The 16,553-nt window shown below is 63.9% G+C and carries 16 protein-coding genes; 7 read left to right on the top strand and 9 right to left on the bottom strand.

Features of this window, described 5'->3' with window-relative positions; translation table 11 throughout:
• Nucleotides 1-172 precede the first annotated feature (172 nt).
• The 5 genes from plsB (at nucleotide 173) to QN085_RS05715 (ending at nucleotide 5,110) form a co-directional block, all read left to right on the top strand.
• Nucleotides 173-2,659 (top strand): glycerol-3-phosphate 1-O-acyltransferase PlsB, encoded by a 2,487-nt coding sequence (plsB, locus tag QN085_RS05735; protein ID WP_013971238.1) that lies wholly within the window; start codon nucleotides 173-175, stop codon nucleotides 2,657-2,659.
• An 80-nt stretch (nucleotides 2,660-2,739) separates the two neighbouring features.
• Entirely contained in the window at nucleotides 2,740-3,114 is a 375-nt protein-coding gene (locus tag QN085_RS05730) for a YbaY family lipoprotein (protein WP_013971237.1), read from the top strand.
• Nucleotides 3,115-3,153: 39 nt separating this feature from the next.
• On the top strand, nucleotides 3,154-3,867 hold the full coding sequence (locus QN085_RS05725; protein ID WP_024086392.1) for a hypothetical protein: 714 nt from the start codon (nucleotides 3,154-3,156) through the stop codon (nucleotides 3,865-3,867).
• Between the two features lie 121 nt (nucleotides 3,868-3,988).
• Nucleotides 3,989-4,387, top strand: a complete 399-nt coding sequence (locus QN085_RS05720; RefSeq protein WP_023662357.1) for a YbaY family lipoprotein — start codon at nucleotides 3,989-3,991, stop codon at nucleotides 4,385-4,387.
• Between the two features lie 33 nt (nucleotides 4,388-4,420).
• On the top strand, nucleotides 4,421-5,110 hold the full coding sequence (locus QN085_RS05715) for a DUF4197 domain-containing protein (protein WP_013971235.1): 690 nt from the start codon (nucleotides 4,421-4,423) through the stop codon (nucleotides 5,108-5,110).
• Between the two features lie 253 nt (nucleotides 5,111-5,363).
• Here the strand turns inward: QN085_RS05715 and QN085_RS05710 are convergent, their stop codons facing one another.
• Both QN085_RS05710 and QN085_RS05705 read right to left on the bottom strand, forming a co-directional pair.
• Nucleotides 5,364-8,429 carry an efflux RND transporter permease subunit gene (locus QN085_RS05710; RefSeq protein WP_013971234.1) on the bottom strand — a complete coding sequence of 1,022 codons (3,066 nt, stop codon included), beginning with the start codon at nucleotides 8,427-8,429 and terminating at the stop codon, nucleotides 5,364-5,366.
• Nucleotides 8,430-8,435: 6 nt separating this feature from the next.
• Entirely contained in the window at nucleotides 8,436-9,536 is a 1,101-nt protein-coding gene (locus QN085_RS05705; protein WP_041506236.1) for an efflux RND transporter periplasmic adaptor subunit, read from the bottom strand.
• Between the two features lie 193 nt (nucleotides 9,537-9,729).
• On the opposite strand from QN085_RS05705, the gene QN085_RS05700 reads away from it, so the two are divergent.
• Nucleotides 9,730-10,371 carry a TetR/AcrR family transcriptional regulator gene (locus QN085_RS05700; protein ID WP_013971232.1) on the top strand — a complete coding sequence of 214 codons (642 nt, stop codon included), beginning with the start codon at nucleotides 9,730-9,732 and terminating at the stop codon, nucleotides 10,369-10,371.
• A 129-nt stretch (nucleotides 10,372-10,500) separates the two neighbouring features.
• Here QN085_RS05700 and QN085_RS05695 read toward each other — a convergent pair whose 3' ends face one another.
• The gene (locus tag QN085_RS05695; RefSeq protein ID WP_024086389.1) at nucleotides 10,501-11,277 is read right to left on the bottom strand and encodes a class I SAM-dependent methyltransferase; all 777 of its coding nucleotides are present in this window, start codon (nucleotides 11,275-11,277) and stop codon (nucleotides 10,501-10,503) included.
• Nucleotides 11,278-11,380: 103 nt separating this feature from the next.
• Between QN085_RS05695 and QN085_RS05690 the strand changes: the two genes are divergently transcribed.
• A complete protein-coding gene (locus QN085_RS05690) occupies nucleotides 11,381-12,001 on the top strand; it encodes a hypothetical protein (protein WP_023662151.1) in 621 nt (206 codons plus the stop codon).
• A gap of 12 nt (nucleotides 12,002-12,013) precedes the next feature.
• On the opposite strand, the gene QN085_RS05685 is transcribed toward QN085_RS05690, so the two are convergent.
• From QN085_RS05685 to adk, 6 genes are all read right to left on the bottom strand, one after another.
• Nucleotides 12,014-12,703 (bottom strand): extensin-like domain-containing protein, encoded by a 690-nt coding sequence (locus QN085_RS05685; RefSeq protein ID WP_013971229.1) that lies wholly within the window; start codon nucleotides 12,701-12,703, stop codon nucleotides 12,014-12,016.
• Entirely contained in the window at nucleotides 12,703-13,533 is an 831-nt protein-coding gene (locus QN085_RS05680) for an isocitrate lyase/PEP mutase family protein (protein WP_013971228.1), read from the bottom strand. The genes QN085_RS05685 and QN085_RS05680 overlap by 1 nt, the downstream gene beginning before the upstream one ends.
• A gap of 28 nt (nucleotides 13,534-13,561) precedes the next feature.
• Nucleotides 13,562-14,431, bottom strand: coding sequence for a DUF72 domain-containing protein (locus tag QN085_RS05675; RefSeq protein ID WP_013971227.1), 870 nt, complete (start codon nucleotides 14,429-14,431; stop codon nucleotides 13,562-13,564).
• Between the two features lie 3 nt (nucleotides 14,432-14,434).
• On the bottom strand, nucleotides 14,435-14,725 hold the full coding sequence (locus QN085_RS05670) for a hypothetical protein (RefSeq protein ID WP_013971226.1): 291 nt from the start codon (nucleotides 14,723-14,725) through the stop codon (nucleotides 14,435-14,437).
• A 131-nt stretch (nucleotides 14,726-14,856) separates the two neighbouring features.
• Nucleotides 14,857-15,531 (bottom strand): tRNA (adenosine(37)-N6)-threonylcarbamoyltransferase complex dimerization subunit type 1 TsaB, encoded by a 675-nt coding sequence (gene tsaB / locus QN085_RS05665; RefSeq protein ID WP_024086388.1) that lies wholly within the window; start codon nucleotides 15,529-15,531, stop codon nucleotides 14,857-14,859.
• 171 nt (nucleotides 15,532-15,702) lie between these two features.
• Nucleotides 15,703-16,353 (bottom strand): adenylate kinase, encoded by a 651-nt coding sequence (gene adk, locus QN085_RS05660; RefSeq protein WP_003259830.1) that lies wholly within the window; start codon nucleotides 16,351-16,353, stop codon nucleotides 15,703-15,705.
• Nucleotides 16,354-16,553 lie beyond the last annotated feature (200 nt).

Here is a 16,553-nt window from a genome sequence, read left to right as displayed (position 1 = left end):
TGTCGACGCCGCTTGCGCAAATATCTTGCAAGTGGCAGGCCGAGTATATGACACAGAACAAAAAAATTTGATGAACGTCGCGCCGTTCGGCGATTTTTGCTGAACTTGCGCGGATACGGCAGACTAATTGGCTGGATACCCACCTGAAAACCACCCCCAGGGCACACACCCCATGACCCGTTCCCCCCTGCGCCGCCTGATCTTCGGCGCCCTGCGTCGCCTGTTGTACCTGTGGGTGCGCTCCGAGACCATCAACCAGTCTTCCCTCACCCTCAAGCTCGACCGCAGCCGGCCGGTATTCTATGCCTTGCCCTCGCCCGCGCTCACCGACCTGGTCGTGCTCGACCATGAATGCACCAAGGCGGGCCTGCCGCGCCCGGTGCTGCCGGTGGCGGTTGGCCCGCTGCAGGAGCCTGCGGCATTCTTCTACCTCACCCCGGACCCGGACTGGCTCGGCCGCCATGACAAGCGCGGTGCCCCACCCACCTTGGAGCGCCTGGTCGCCGCCATCAGTCAGCATGCCGAAGAGGATGCGCAGATCATTCCGGTCAGTGTGTTCTGGGGGCAGACCCCGGCAAGTGAATCCAGCCCGTGGAAGTTGCTGTTCGCCGACAGCTGGGCGGTTACCGGGCGCCTGCGCCGGCTGCTGACCGTACTGATCCTCGGGCGCAAGACCCGGGTGCAGTTCTCCGCGCCCATTCACCTGCGCGAACTGGTACAGCACAACAAGGGCCACGAACGCACCGTACGCATGGCCCAGCGCGTGATGCGCGTGCACTTTCGCAACCTGAAGACCGCAGTCATCGGCCCGGACATCTCGCACCGGCGCAACCTGGTCAAAGGCCTGATCCACGCGCCCCAGGTGCGCCAGGCCATCGTCGATGAGGCGCAGCGGGAAAACCTGCCGCTGGCCAAGGCCGAAGCCCAGGCCCTGCGCTATGGCAACGAGATTGCCTCGGACTACACCTACACCGCGATCCGCTTCCTCGAAGTGGTGCTGAGCTGGTTCTGGAACAAGATCTACGACGGCATCAAGGTCAACCACATCGAGCAGGTGCAAGGCATCGCACCCGGCCACGAAGTGATCTATGTGCCGTGCCACCGCAGCCACATCGACTACCTGCTGCTGTCGTACCTGCTGTTTCGCAACGGCCTGACGCCGCCGCACGTGGCCGCGGGCATCAACCTCAACATGCCGCTGGTGGGTAACCTGCTACGCCGTGGCGGCGCCTTCTTCATGCGCCGCACGTTCAAGGGCAACCCGCTGTACACCGCGGTGTTCAACGAGTACCTGCACACCCTGTACACCAAGGGCTTTCCGGTCGAGTACTTCGTCGAAGGCGGGCGCTCGCGCACCGGGCGCATGCTGCAGCCGCGCACCGGGATGCTGGCCATTACCCTGCGCAGCTTCCTGCGTTCATCGCGTACGCCAATCGTTTTCGTGCCGGTTTACATCGGCTACGAGCGCGTGCTCGAAGGCCGCACCTACCTGGGCGAGCTGCGCGGTGCCAGCAAGAAGAAAGAGTCGATCTTCGATATCTTCAAGGTGTTCGGCGCGCTCAGGCAGCGATTTGGCCAGGTGTACGTGAACTTTGGCGAGCCGATCCGCCTGGCCGGTTTCCTCGACCAGCAACAACCCGGCTGGCGTGAACAGGACCACGGCCCGCAGTACCGCCCGGCCTGGCTCAACGCCACCACCACCCGCCTGGGCGAAACCGTTGCCCGCCACCTCAACGAGGCGGCCGCTATCAACCCGGTCAACCTGGTGGCGCTGGCGCTGCTGTCCACCAGCCGCCTGGCCCTGGACGAGCGCGCCCTGACCCGCGTGCTCGACCTGTACCTGACCTTGCTGCGCCAGGTACCCTACTCGCCGCACACCACCCTGCCCGACGGCGACGGCCAGGCGCTGATCGAGCATGTGCGCGGGATGAACCTGGTGGCCGAGCAGAAGGACGCCCTGGGCCGCATCCTGTACCTGGATGAAGGCAACGCGGTACTGATGACCTATTACCGCAACAACGTGCTGCACATCTTCGCCCTGCCGGCGCTGCTGGCCAGCTTCTTCCTCAGCAGCTCGCGCATGAGCCGCGAACTGCTGGGCCAGTATGTACACGCGCTGTATCCCTACCTTCAGGCCGAACTGTTCCTGCGCTGGACGCCGGAACAACTGGACGCGGTGATCGACCAGTGGCTGGCCGCACTGGTCGAGCAAGGGCTGCTGCGCCAGGACAACGCCATCTACATTCGCCCGGCGCCCAGCTCGCGGCAGTTCGTGTTGCTGACCCTGCTCGCCCGCACTATCACCCAGACCCTGCAGCGTTTCTACATGGCCACCTCGCTGTTGCTCAACAGCGGGCAGAACAGCCTCAGCGCCGAAGAACTGGAAGACCTGTGCGTGATGATGGCCCAGCGCCTGTCGATCCTGCACGGCCTGAACGCCCCGGAATTCTTCGACAAGACCCTGTTCCGCCACTTCATCCAGACCCTGGTCGAGCAAGGCGTGCTGCATGCTGACGCCCAAGGCAAGCTCGGTTATCGCAACAAGCTCGGCGAGCTGGCCGAAGGCGTGGCCAAGCGCGTGCTGTCTGCGGAACTGCGCCTGTCGATCCGCCAGGTGGCATTGCACCGCGATGAGCCTGCGGAGGTTATACAGCGGTAACTTTTCAGGCTGCTCTCAGCCCTTGGGAGGGATCAGGATCACGGTGCTACTTCAGCACATCCCTCTCAAGGAGCACCAAAATGACTCAAATGAAAACGCTGGACGTTGAAATCGTTTCCTCTGGCGATAACACGCTCGCACCGTCCGGCCTGGTTGAATTGAAGCTGATCGATATTTCGAAGGCAGATGCGCGCTCCATCAGCCTTGCCGAGTTGCGTCTGCGCTGTGGCGGCCTGATGCCGATCAAACTGCCGCTGACGTTTGATACCAGCCTTATCGACCCACGCCGCAGCTATGCCCTCGCCGCGCGCATCGAGATAGACGGCCAACTGCGCTACATCACCACCAGCCGTCACTCGATAGAACCAGCCACGGTATCGGGTACACAACGGGTGACTGTCGACCAGATTGCCACCGAAAACGGTCGCCAGTTCAGCGACAACCTCGCTGAGTGACTGGCACCTGTACCCATGACCGAACCGAGGAAAACCAACATGCTACCCGCCAACTTCATCGAGATCCGCGGGACCGTGCTTGTCCCGTCGTGCATCCATACAGCTGAAGGCGCACCGCACCTTGGCGTACGCGTGCAGTTGGGCACGGATGAGAACAAGATCATCCTGGCCGCCTGGGGGTGCCAGACGCTTGGCGTCGCAATGCCTTTCAACTTGCTGCTGGACCGCAATAGCCTGCCGGAAGGTGCCGAACCAACGCTAGTGGCCAGTTATGGTGTTGGCGTCAATGAAGAGCCAAACGGCTTGAGCCTGTCGATGCCACTTGCAATCGACCAGCCTGAGCCAAACCCTCCCATGGTCCTGAGGATACCCGCCCAGCCTGGCGAGCAAAGTCAGCAGCCCCTGTCGCCCGCGATCATCGAGATGAAGAACATCATCGAGATTCCCGAAGAGTTGCTAAGGCCACAGGCGCTCATGACGTTCGGCCTGTATCGGACCCAGGAAGACGGTTACAGCAACAGAAGCTCCAGCTACATTGCCGGTGCCGCCCTGTGGCCGACACAGGGACCTGTGACGCTTACCACGTACCTGGATGGCAACACAGTCAATGACGACGAACCCTTGCATCTGCGCGTGGCCTACTACGACCCACATACCATGACCCCGTACGCCGGGAGAACGCTGCGCGGCCTGACCCTTCAAAGCGTTACCGAACTGGAGGCAATCAGCCTGCGACCGCCGCGCCGCAGCTGAATATTGCGCTTCGCCTTGCTCTCCCCCTCCTTGTCGCATCTTCATCAAGGACCCATCAGAAGAAATCCGCTAAAGTCCCTGGGGTTGGCCACAAGCCAACGCCAAGGACTTCGGAGATACCATGAAAAAGCTCTTTATGCTGTGTTGCGCATCCTTGCTCGCAGCCTGCTCCAGCCACACCCCGTCCAACCAGGCCAGCCTGGATGGCGAAGTCTTCTACCTGCAACGCAGTGCCCTGCCACCGGCCGCCACCCTCAGCGTGGAGCTGCAGGACGTCTCGCTGATGGACGCCCCGGCGGTTACCCTGGCCCGCCAGGCTGGCCCGGTCAAAGGCAACGTACCGCTGCCATTCCACCTCATCTACGACCCGGCCCAGGTCAAGCCAGGCCACCGCTATGCGGTAAGCGCGCGCATCGAGCTGGGCGGCAAGCTGCTGTTCATAAACACCGAGCACCACGGTGTCATGCTCGACGGCAGTGACCCTCAGCCCGTGCGGATCAAGGTCGATCCGGTCCGCTGACACCCGTATTCATCTGTTTACAAGGAAAGCTTCATGATCCGCACTTCCCTGCGCTTCACCACCCTGTGTGCCGGCCTGCTGCTGTCGGCCAGTGCCCTGGCCCTGTCGCTGGGCGATCTGACCCAGAAAGACGCCACTGGCGGCCTGAAGGATGCCCTGACCCAAGGCGCACAATTGGCCGTCAAGCAGCTGAGCACCCCCGGCGGCTTCAGCGACAACCCCGACGTGCGCATCGAACTGCCTGGCAACCTGGGCAAGGCCGCCAAGGCGATGAAGATGTTCGGCAAGGGTGAACAGGTCGAGGCCTTGGAAGCCAGCATGAACAAGGCCGCCGAGGCTGCTGTGCCGCAGGCCCAGGCGATTCTGGTAGATGCCGTGAAGAACATGAGCGTGACCGATGCCAAGGGCATCCTCGCCGGCGGTGACGATTCGGCCACCCAGTACCTGAACAAGAGCAGCCGCGAGCAGATCCGCGCCAAGTTCCTGCCGATCGTCAAGCAGGCTACCGACAAGGTTGGCCTGGCTCAGCAGTACAACAACTTTGCCGGGCAGGCAGTGGCGTTGGGTGTGGTCGATGCCAAGAGCGCCAGCATCGAGAACTACGTGACTGAAAAGGCACTGGATGGCCTGTTTGAAATGATTGCCAAGCAGGAGCAGAGCATTCGTCAGAACCCGGCCGAAGCGGCTACAAGCCTGGCCAAGAAGGTCTTCGGCGCCCTCTGAGGGCCCCCTGGGGGCTGCTTTGCAGCCCATCGCCGGCAAGCCAGCTCCCACAGAGATAGCGCATGGCTTGAGGACAATGCGGTCGAGGTGGGAGCGGCTTTAGCCGCGAAGAATCCAACGCGGTGTATGGCACCGGCTGCGCCGGTGTTCGCGGCTAAAGCCGCTCCCACAGTGTCCCTGCTAACGAGTTATGTGCAGTTCTGTGGGAACTGGCTTGCCGGCGATTCGAGGGCAAAGCCCTCCCCTGCGGCCTTCAGCCCTTCTTCACCCTGAACCAAGCCGCATACAACGCCGGCAGGAACAGCAGGGTAAGCACGGTGGCCACGATCAACCCGCCCATGATCGCCACCGCCATCGGCCCGTAGAACACACTGCGCGACAACGGGATCATCGCCAGCACCGCCGCCAGAGCAGTCAGTACGATCGGGCGGAAGCGCCTCACCGTGGCTTCGATGATTGCTTGCCAGCGATCCAGCCCCGCCGCGATGTCCTGCTCGATCTGGTCCACCAGGATCACCGAGTTGCGCATGATCATCCCCGCCAGGGCAATGGTGCCAAGCATGGCGACAAAGCCGAACGGCTGGCGGAATACCAGCAAGAACAAGGTCACGCCAATCAGCCCCAGCGGCGCAGTGAGGAACACCATCACCGTGCGCGAGAAGCTGCGCAGCTGGATCATCAGCAAGCTCAGCACCACCACCACGAACAGCGGCATGCCGGCATTCACCGACTTCTGCCCGCGCTCGGAGTCCTCGACCGTGCCGCCCACTTCCAGCAAATAGCCGTCCGGCAGCTTGGCGCGGATGTCATGCAGGGTCGGCTCGATCTGCTTCACCAGCGTCGCCGGCTGCTCCTTGTCGTAGATATCGGCGCGCACGGTCACCGTCGGCAAGCGGTTACGGTGCCAGATGATGCCCTCCTCGAAGCCGTACTCCAGAGTCGCGACCTGCGACAACGCCACGCTCTGGCCATTGTCGGTCGGCAGTGCCAGGCTGCCGAGGTTGCCCAGCTCGCTGCGTTCCTGCCGAGTGCCGCGCAGCAGGATCTCGATCAACTCGTTGTCCTCGCGATACTGGCTGACCGTGGTGCCGGTCAGCGAGCTTTGCAGGAAGCTCGACAGGTGAGCGGTGCTCACGCCCAAGGCGCGGGCGCGGTCCTGGTCGATTTCGAGGAACACCGCCTTGCTCGGCTCTTCCCAGTCCAGGTGCACATTCACCACATGCGGGTTCTGGCGCACCTTGTCGGCCACTTCACGGGCCAGCGCACGGGCCTTCTCGATGTGCTCGCCAGTCACCCGGAACTGCACTGGGTACCCCACGGGCGGGCCATTTTCCAGGCGGGTGACCCGGGCACGCAGGTCGGGGAACTGCTGGTCCATGGTGCTGATCAGCCAGCTGCGCAGGCGCTCGCGGTCCTCCATCGACTTAGCCAGTACCACGAACTGGGCGAAGCTGGCCGCCGGCAGCTGCTGGTCCAGTGGCAGGTAGAAACGCGGCGAACCGGTGCCCACGTAGGCCACATAATTGTCGATACCTTCCTGCTGCTTGAGCAACGCCTCCAGTTGCTTGACCCGCTCGGCGGTGTTGGCCAGCGAGGCACCCTCGGCCAGTTTCAGGTCGACCATCAACTCCGGGCGCCCTGAGGCCGGGAAGAACTGCTGGGGCACGAAACGGAACAGCAGGATACTTCCTACAAAGGCGGCAATGGTCAGCAGGATCACCGTCTTGCGCCGCCGCACGCACCACTCCACCACACGCCGTACACGCTGGTAGAACGGTGTGGCGTAAGGGTCTGGCGCGTGGCCGTCCTTGCCATGACGGGAGGCATGCAGCTTGGCCAGGTCCGGCAGCAGGCGCTCGCCCAGGTAAGGCACGAATACCACGGCGGCGACCCAGGAGGTCAGCAAGGCGATGGTCACCACCTGGAAAATCGAACGGGTGTATTCGCCCGTACTGGAGGCCGCCGTGGCAATGGGCAGGAAACCCGCCGCCGTGATCAGGGTGCCGGTGAGCATCGGGAACGCGGTGCTGCTCCAGGCGTAGCTGGCCGCCTTGAGGCGGTCGTAGCCCTGCTCCATCTTGATCGCCATCATCTCCACGGCAATGATCGCATCATCGACCAACAAGCCCAAGGCCAGCACCAGCGCGCCGAGGGAGATCTTGTGCAGGCCGATACCGAAGTAGTGCATGGCGGCGAAGGTCATGGCCAGCACCAACGGGATGGCCAGCGCCACCACCAGCCCCGTGCGCAAGCCCAACGAGAAGAAACTTACCAACAGCACGATGACCAGCGCCTCGACCAGCACCTGGACAAACTCGCCCACGCCGGCCTTGACCGCCGCCGGCTGGTCCGAGACCTTGCGCAGTTCCATGCCGGCCGGCAGGCTGCGTGCCAGGCGCTCGAACTCGCTTTCCAATGCCTTGCCCAGCACCAGGATGTCGCCGCCGTCCTTCATCGAAACCGCCAGGCCAATGGCATCCTCGCCCATGAAACGCATGCGCGGTGCGGGCGGGTCGTTGAAGCCGCGGTGCACCTCGGCCACATCGCCGATACGGAAGGTGCGTTCAGCTATGCGGATGGGGAACTGGCGGATCTGCTCGACGCTGTCGAAGCGCCCGCTCACCCGCAGTTGCAGGCGCTCGCTGGGCGTTTCGAAGAAACCGGCGGTGCTGACCGCATTCTGCTCCTGCAGGGCCTGCTGCACGGCCTCCAGCGGCACGCCGAGGGTGGCCAGCTTGACGTTGGATAGCTCGATCCAGATTTTCTCGTCCTGCAGCCCGATCAGCTCGACCTTGCCCACGTCCTTGACCCGCTGCAACTGGATCTGGATACGGTCGGCATAGTCCTTGAGCACCGCGTAGTCGAAGCCCTCACCGGTCAGTGCATAGATATTGCCGAAGGTGGTGCCGAACTCGTCATTGAAGAACGGGCCCTGGATCTCCGGCGGCAAGGTGTGGCGGATGTCCGCGACCTTCTTGCGGATCTGGTACCACAGCTCGGGGATGTCCCTGGAATGCAGCGAGTCGCGGGCCATGAAGGTGACCTGCGATTCGCCCGGGCGGGAGAACGAGACGATCCGCTCGTACTCGCCGGTTTCCATCAGCTTTTTTTCGATGCGCTCGGTGACCTGACGCGACACTTCCTCAGCGGTGGCACCGGGCCACAGGGTACGAATGACCATGGCCTTGAAGGTGAACGGCGGGTCCTCACTCTGGCCGAGCTTGGTGTAGGACATGGCGCCAATGGCCGCCAGCAGGATCATCAGGAACAGGACGATCTGGCGGTTGCGCAGCGCCCAGGCAGAAAGGTTGAAACCCATCGGGACTTACTCCTTGGCCGTCAGGTTCACTACGCGGTTGGTACGGTCCACGGGGCGTATCTCCTGGCCCTCGCGCAATACATGGCCACCCGCGGCGACAACCCAGTCGCCGAGGGCGAGGCCTTCGAGCACGGGTACGCTGTCGGCGCCGTAGGGCCCCAGGCGCACCACTGCCCGCTCCAGGCGGCTGTCCTTGTTGACCCGCCAGACGTAGGCCTGGCCGTTTTCCGCTGTGACTGCCGACAGGGGCACCGCCAACGGGATCAGCCCTTCGTGGGCGATGAACACCCGGGCGCTCTGGCCCAGCTCCGCCGGGGTGTCGGCCGAGGTAAAGGCGATGCGGGCAGCGAAAGTGCGCGAACGTGGGTCGGCAGCCGGTGACAGCTCGCGGATACGCCCCTGGAAGCGCTCCTGCGGGTGCGACCATAGCTCCACGCTCACCGGCTGGCCCACGGCAAAGCGGGCGAACTGCTGCTCCGGCAGGCCGATGGCGACTTCCCGCTCGCCATCTGCGGCCAGGGTGAACACGGTCTGCCCTGCGCCGACCACCTGGCCCACTTCCACCTGGCGCTTGGCGATCACCCCGGCCTGCGGGGCGCGCAGCACAGCATATTCAGCCTGGTTACCAGCCACGTCGAACTCGGCCTTGGCCTGTTTCAGCCGGGCCAGGCCGGCACGGTAGAGATTTTCGGCGTTATCGAACTGGGAATGGCTGACCATTTGCCGGTCCAGCAGCTTCTGGTAGCGATCGCGCTCCGCGCGCACCAGCGACAGGTTGGCCTCGGCGGCTGCCAGCTGGGCACGGTTGGCCTCCAGTTGCAGGCGCACATCCTGCGGGTCCAGTTCGGCCAGCGGCTGGTCGGCCTTTACCCGCTGCCCCTCCTCGACCAGGCGCTTGCTGACCTTGCCGCCTATGCGGAAAGCCAGTTCCGGCTCGAAGCGTGCACGCACTTCGCCGGGGTAACTGTCGGCAGCGGCTTCGGCCGGCTGCGGCTGCACCACCAGCGCCGGGCGCGGCGCAGCCGGTGGGGCGGCTTCCTGGCCGCACGCCGCCAGCAACATCGCGGCAGCGGCAGACAGAGCAATGAACAAGGCAGGGCGCAACATGATGAATCCTTTCGCGATGGGTACATTCAATATTTGTACTGGGGAGTATATTAAGTCAGGCAACCGGCGCCGGGAAGGTAGGATGCACTGGTTTTTGCAGGATATGGCCGAAGCCCTGTTCGCCTGACACGCCAGAACGGTTCAACTCGAAGGCTGGCGCCTGACCCGTTAAGATGAGCGATTCTTCAACCAGATGCAGACCACAATGTCCAACGACGCACCCATCGGCCCGGGCCGGCCCAAGGACCTGGCCAAACGCGAGGCAATTCTCGAAGCAGCCAAAGCCCTTTTCCTCAGCCTCGGCTACGCCAACACCAGCATGGATGCGGTCGCTGCGGCGGCAGGTGTTTCAAAGCTCACCGTATACAGCCACTTCACCGACAAGCAGACGCTTTTCGGCTCGGCGGTCATGGCAACCTGCCAGATCCAGTTGCCCGACATGCTGTTCGAGTACCCCGAGGGGGTGCCGGTGGAAGAGGTGCTGCTGACCATTGCCCGTGGCTTCCAGGCGCTGATCAGCAGCGATGAGGCAGTCAAGCTCAGCCGCTTGATCATGGCCCAGGGCAGCCTGGACCCGAGCTTTGGCGAGTACTTCTACGAAGCCGGGCCCAAGCGCGTGCTGGCGGGGATGGAGGCACTATTGCGAGGGGCGCACGAGCGCGGGCTGCTGCGCATCGACAACCCGCTGCGTGCGGCGGAGCACTTCTTCTGCCTGGTCAAGGGCGCACCGGATTACCGGTTGCTGCTGGGGTGCGCGGGGCCGCTGGAGGGGGATGAGGCCGAGGCGCATGTGCGCGAGGTGGTTGGGGTGTTCTTGCGGGCATTCCAGCCCTGATATCAGGCTGCCTGTGCGGGCCTCTTCGCGGGTAAACCCGCTCCCACAGGGTCGATGTGATCTTGAAGTTTGTACAGCACCTGTGGGAGCGGGTTTACCCGCGAAGAGGCCCGAACAGGCATAGCCAAATCAGGCCTTCAGCGCCTTCTTCGGGTAAATGTCATACCGGCTCGACTTGCCCTCCAGGCTGTGGCTCGGCTTGGGCCCGTCAATGATCGGCGCCTTGCGCGGCCGCTTCACCACCACCCGGTGGCTGGCCAGCGCCAGGGCGGCTTCGAGCAGGGCCGGGGCATCCAGGTCATCACCGACCAATGGGCGGAACACACGCATTTCCTTCTTCACCAGCGCACTCTTGTCCCGGTGCGGGAACATCGGGTCGAGGTAGATCACCTGGGGCGCCTCGCCTTCCCAGGCGCGCATGCGCTCGATGGCGTTGCCGGTCAGCAGGCGCATGCGCCCCACGATCGGCCCCACCTCTTCATCCGCACGGGCCCGCGCCAGGCCGTCCTCCAGCAGCGCGGCAATCAGCGGCTGGCGTTCGATCAGGGTCATCTGGCAGCCCAGGCTGGCCAGCACGAACGCGTCCTTGCCCAGACCGGCAGTGGCATCCAGCACCTGCGGACGCACGCCCTGGGCAATGCCCACCGCCTTGGCGATCATCTGCCCGTTGCCACCACCGAACAGGCGCCGGTGCGCGGCCTGGCCTTCGACAAAGTCCACCCGCACCGGCCCCGGTGCCTGCGGGCCCAATTGCTGGATCTGCAAGCCATCGACGCCCACCTGTACGGCAAACCCGGCAGCATCGTCCTGCAGCGGCAACTCCAGGCGCTGTGCCCACGCAGCGGCTTGCGCCTCGAATTCAGCCGACAGCGCCTCGACCCGGATACCTGTGCCCTGCTCTTCCATCATTCACACCTAGAAATTAAACCCAGCCCTTAATGTATCGGCTACTTCGGCCGATACAGGCAATATCCCGCTATTCTGCCAGAGCACAACGCGCGCGACTGCCATGTCAGATACTCTTCCCATCGGCTTGACCTACCTGTCGCCTGTCGGCAACTACAGTCAGCACAACACTCAGGCACTCGGGGGCGTCAGCCACCTGTGGCAGGATTTCTTTGCCCGGGCCATGGCCGAGCAGCAGGAAGAGCCCGTAGACAGCGTCAGCCAGTCGTTCGTGCAATACGACCAGAGCAGTGGCGAGCCGATCGGCGGCGCCCGGGCGCTAGCCCTGATCGACGCCCAGCGTGCCTGCCCGGTGCATGACACCATCGTGGCACCGCCCGAGCCACTGTTCCTGCCCAAGGCAGAACTCGAAGCCAACCTGCTGCCGCCCGCCCCCGAACCGTTCAGCGCAGTCGAGCTGATCGAGCAGCAGCGCCAGCTCGATATCAGCAACAGCTGGCTACGCCCGGTGGTGATGAGCCAAGGTCACCCGATTGCCGAGCCCGGCCCCGGCCCTGTTCCGCGCTCGCTGTTCCTGCCGATCGCCGAGTTCGAGACCAACCTGCTGGACCCGGCGCCCGAACCGTTCGATGACACCACCCTGGCCAAGCAACAGAACGACCTGGAGTTCGACATTCACTGGGCACGCCCGGTGGTGCTTAACAACGTGCGCGCCCACGCCTGAACGCGCCCAGGCTCAGCGACAGATCTGCCAGCGGCCCATGTCCACATGAAAGTGGTTGTGGTGTGCAGCGTTGTAGTCCGGCCCAAGTACCGTGCTGAAGCTGTCACAAGCCGCCCGCTGCACCTGACGAAGGAATTCCGCTTTCTGCCCGCCCGCCTGCCAGTCCCGCGCAAGGACGATGCGCTGGCCGTCTCGCAGGCGAAAGCCACTGATGTCCAGGGCATCGGCCGTGGCGTGCTGGCTCAGCCGGCCCTGCTTGCGGTGGTAGACATTGCGGCAGGCAAAACTGCCCAGGTGGTCGACCTGAGCCACCGACTGCCCCAACACCCGTTGCGCCACAGGCTGCAGGCCATGGTTTTCGAACAGTGCATACGCCACTGCCAACGGACAACTGGCCAGGAAGCTGCCGCCGAGCCGCGCCTGACCACCGTCGATACGCCATACATTCCGCAATGGGCAGTTGGCAGTAGCCGAACTGTCGGCTTGTGCCCGGTAGCGCAGTTGGCTGGTTTGAAGTGCCAGGCGACACAGCGTCGGGTCATCGCGAAGGCGGGACAACTTGTATGGGGTCAGCAGGTTGGGGGGCTGACGCACGTCCAGCGGCGCCCACGGGTTCCACGCGGCGGGCAGCCGCCAACCCAGGTGCCAGGCCAGCCCCGCAAGCAGCGACAGGCTGGCCAGCAACGCCAGCACGGCCCTCATCAGCGGCGGAACAGGTCGTTGAGTTGTGCGAACGGCAGCGCCTGCTCCCCATAGCCGAAGGTGCCCTCATCGCGAATCTCCAGCGCGGCACGGTGGAAGGCCCCCAACGCGGCACGGGCAAGCGACGAGCCGACGCTGATGCGGCGTACACCCAGGTCCTGCAACTGGTTGACGCTCAGCGGCACGCCCGCCATGCCCATCAGCACATTCACCGGCCGTGGCGCGACGGCCTGCACCACCGCGCGGATTTCCTCGACAGTACGCAGCCCTGGCGCGTAGAGCACATCAGCACCGGCCTCGGCATAGGCCTGCAAGCGCCGGATGGTGTCGTCCAGGTCCATGCGCCCGTGCAGCAGGTTCTCTGCCCGGGCGCACAGGGTGAACGGGAACGACAGGCTACGCGCTGCCTGCACAGCTGCACGAATGCGCTCCACGGCCAGCCCGAAGTCGTAGATGGGCGCTTCACTGCGGCCACTGGCATCTTCGATGGAACCGCCTACCAGGCCACCCTCGGCAGCGCGCAGGATGGTCTGGGCACAATCTTCGGGCAGGTCACCAAAGCCGTTCTCCAAGTCGGCAGCCACCGGCAGCGGGGTGGCATCGACGATCTCCCCGGCATTATCAAGGGTATCGTCCAGGCTCAAGGCGCCTTCGGCGTCCGGACGGCCCAGGCTGAAAGCCAGGCCTGCACTGGTGGTGGCCAGCGCCTCGAAGCCCAGGCTGGCCAGCAACTTAGCCGAGCCGGCATCCCACGGGTTGGGGATGACGAAGGCGCTGTCGCGCTCGTGCAGGGCCTTGAAGGCTTCGGCTCGCAGGGTTTGCACATCCATGGTTCAACCTCCGGCAGTCAGGGGAAGGTCAGAGTAGCCCCAATTGTTCGACCTCGGGGGTGCGCGGCAATTCCGGCAACGCGGCAAGGCCCGGCAGGCGCTGCATCAGGCGTTGATGAAAGCGCTGGGCCAGTGCCGCGGCCAGGCGATTGTCCGAGGTATGCAGGAAGATGTAGGGGTTGCGGCCTTCCTCGATCCAGGCGGCGACCTTGTCCACCCAGGGGGTAAGAAAGGCCTCGTTGGCCTCCAGCTGCGGGTGGCCGATGAAGCGCACCTGCGGGTGCTGGCTGAAGGCTGCCGGGCGTGGCGGTACCTTGGGCTTCTTCGCCTGCGCATGCAGCACGGCAGGTTCACGAGAGGTGCAGCTGAACAAGGCGCGCGGGTCCAGGCAGATACGTTCCACGCCACGCTCATGCAGCAGGCGGTTTAGCAACCGCTCTTCTTCACCCTTGGCGAAGAAAGCCTGGTTGCGCACCTCCACGGCCACCGGCACTCCGACTTCGTCAAGGAAGTGGCAAAGCTCGCCCAGCCGTGCGGGGCTGAACTGGGCCGGCAACTGTAGCCAGTACGGCGCTACGCGCTGGCCCAGCGGGGCCATCAGGCGGGTGAAGTCAAAGGCCGGTTCCAGCTGATCACGCAGGTCGCCTTCATGGCTGATGTCCCGGGGGAACTTGGCAGTGAAGCGAAAGTGTTCGGGCATGATCTGCGCCCAGCGCGCAATGGTGCCGGGTGCGGGACGTGCGTAGAAAGTGGTATTGCCCTCGACGGCGTTGAACACCTGGCTGTAGTAGCCGAGCATTTCACCGCTGTTGGCGTCGGCGGGATACAGATAGTCGCGCCAGGCGTTTTCGCTCCATGACGGGCAACCGAGAAAATAAGGCAGTGGTGATGGACTCATCCACTAAATGTACAGGTCGAGCCCCAGTACTTCCATGTCCCAGTCGGTAAAACCGGCAGTGCTCAGGTAGCTGGCCAATGCGGTAGCGGTGCGGCGGTCACGGGCGCGGGGGAAAATCATGTCCTGCTGGCGGGCTGGCAGGCCATCGCTGCGACGGCGGGCGGTGGCTTCCTGAGGGGCAGTTTCGACCTCCTCGATCACCTCGGCATCATCGATGGCCTCGTCACGTACCGCTGCCTTGCGCGGGGTGCGCTTGATCGGATAGGACTGCGATGAGAAACCGTCGATACGCATGGCATGAGCACTCAGAACCAATGATGGCAATTTAGCAGCATCAGGGTTCCATCGCTAATGCTCGAGTGATAACTGGACCACAGATCGCGCAAAAGGTTTTAGTGTCATCGGCGATAACCGACGAACAACACTCAGCGCTTCTTGGGTGTCGCTACATTATCGCGCAGGTAGACCGGTTGCGCCTGTTCGGCAACGATCGCCTCGCCGCGTGCCCAGGCAAAGCTGGCCAGGCTAAGGATGTCCAGGGCGTTGGGCAAGGCACTGGCATTGCTGGCGGCCACCTGCACCGCCAGGCGCTCGGCATAGCCCCAACCGGTACCGGCACCGAACCACTCGCCAGCGCTGCCCGCCGGCAGCGCCACCTGCTCGGGCGGCAGCACTGCCTCCTGGCCGACCAGGCGCATTTCACCTTCGGCGGCCTGATAGCAGCCCCAATACACTTCATCCATGCGCGCGTCAATGGCGGCCGCCACTTGCTGTACACCGTGTTCGCGCAGCGCGCCCTGGGCCAGTGCGGCCAGGTTGGACACCGGCAAAACCGGGCGTTCCAGTGCGAAGGCCAGGCCCTGGACCACCCCGATGGCAATGCGCACGCCGGTGAAAGCGCCCGGGCCACGGCCAAAGGCGATGGCATCCAGCGCATTCAGCGTCACGCCGGACTCGGCCAGCAGCTGCTTGATCATCGGCAGCAGCTTCTGGGCATGCATGCGCGGGATCACCTCGTAATGGCTGGTTACCTTGCCGTCATGCAGCAGTGCGACGGAACAGGCTTCGGTGGCGGTATCCAGGGCCAGGAGGGTGGTCATCGAACGGGTATCCAGGTACAAGGGGGAAAAGAGCGGCAGTATAGAGCAGCGGCGGCGTTGTGTCCCGAAGGGGCAGCTGTACGGCCCTTTGACGCGGTCTCTGTGGGAGCGCGACCCACAAACGACAACGGCCCGCAAGCGGGCCGTTGTCGAGGTGCGTCGGGTGCTGGATCAGCTCAGGGCTGCCAGGACCTTGGCGGTGATGGCTTCGACCGAGCCGACGCCTTCGATGTGGCTGTACTTCGGCTTGCCGGCATTGGCGGCCGACAGCTTCTGGTAGAAGTCCACCAGCGGCTTGGTCTGGCTGTGGTAAACCGACAGGCGATGGCGAACGGTCTCTTCCTTGTCGTCATCACGCTGGATCAGGTCTTCACCCGTCTCGTCGTCCTTGCCTTCCACTTTCGGCGGGTTGTACTGAATGTGGTAGGTGCGGCCCGAAGCCAGGTGCACGCGGCGGCCAGCCATGCGGCCGACGATTTCTTCGTCGTCCACGGCGATTTCGACCACGGCGTCGATGTCGACACCGGCAGCGACCATGGCTTCGGCTTGCGGGATGGTGCGTGGGAAGCCGTCGAACAGGCAGCCCTTGGCGCAATCAGGCTGGGCGATGCGCTCCTTGACCAGGCTGATGATCAACTCGTCGGAGACCAGCTGGCCGGCATCCATGACTTTCTTCAGTTCCAGGCCCAGCGGGGTACCAGCCTTGACGGCGGCACGCAGCATGTCACCGGTGGAAATCTGGGGGATACCGAACTTTTCGGTGATGAACTTTGCCTGAGTACCTTTACCGGCCCCGGGAGCTCCCAGCAGAATTACGCGCATCTCGTGCTCCTCAAATTTTGTTATGAAATTCAATGGATTCGGCAACCAGGGCCAAGTCCGGAAAATCGGGTATGACCATAAATCGGTCAGAAGGCTGCTCAAGATACACAGCGCCCGGCAGCCAGACAAGCGTCCCAAAGTTGCAGGATTGCGCCACCTACGGCTGGCCTGGCAGGCGGTTGCGCCCGGCGCAACCACCC

Source organism: Pseudomonas sp. M2(2023), from assembly GCF_030263955.1.
GTDB classification, from domain to species: domain Bacteria; phylum Pseudomonadota; class Gammaproteobacteria; order Pseudomonadales; family Pseudomonadaceae; genus Aquipseudomonas; species Aquipseudomonas asiatica.
Note: the sequence above shows the minus strand (reverse complement) of the source record. Positions and strands in the feature narration are given on the sequence as shown.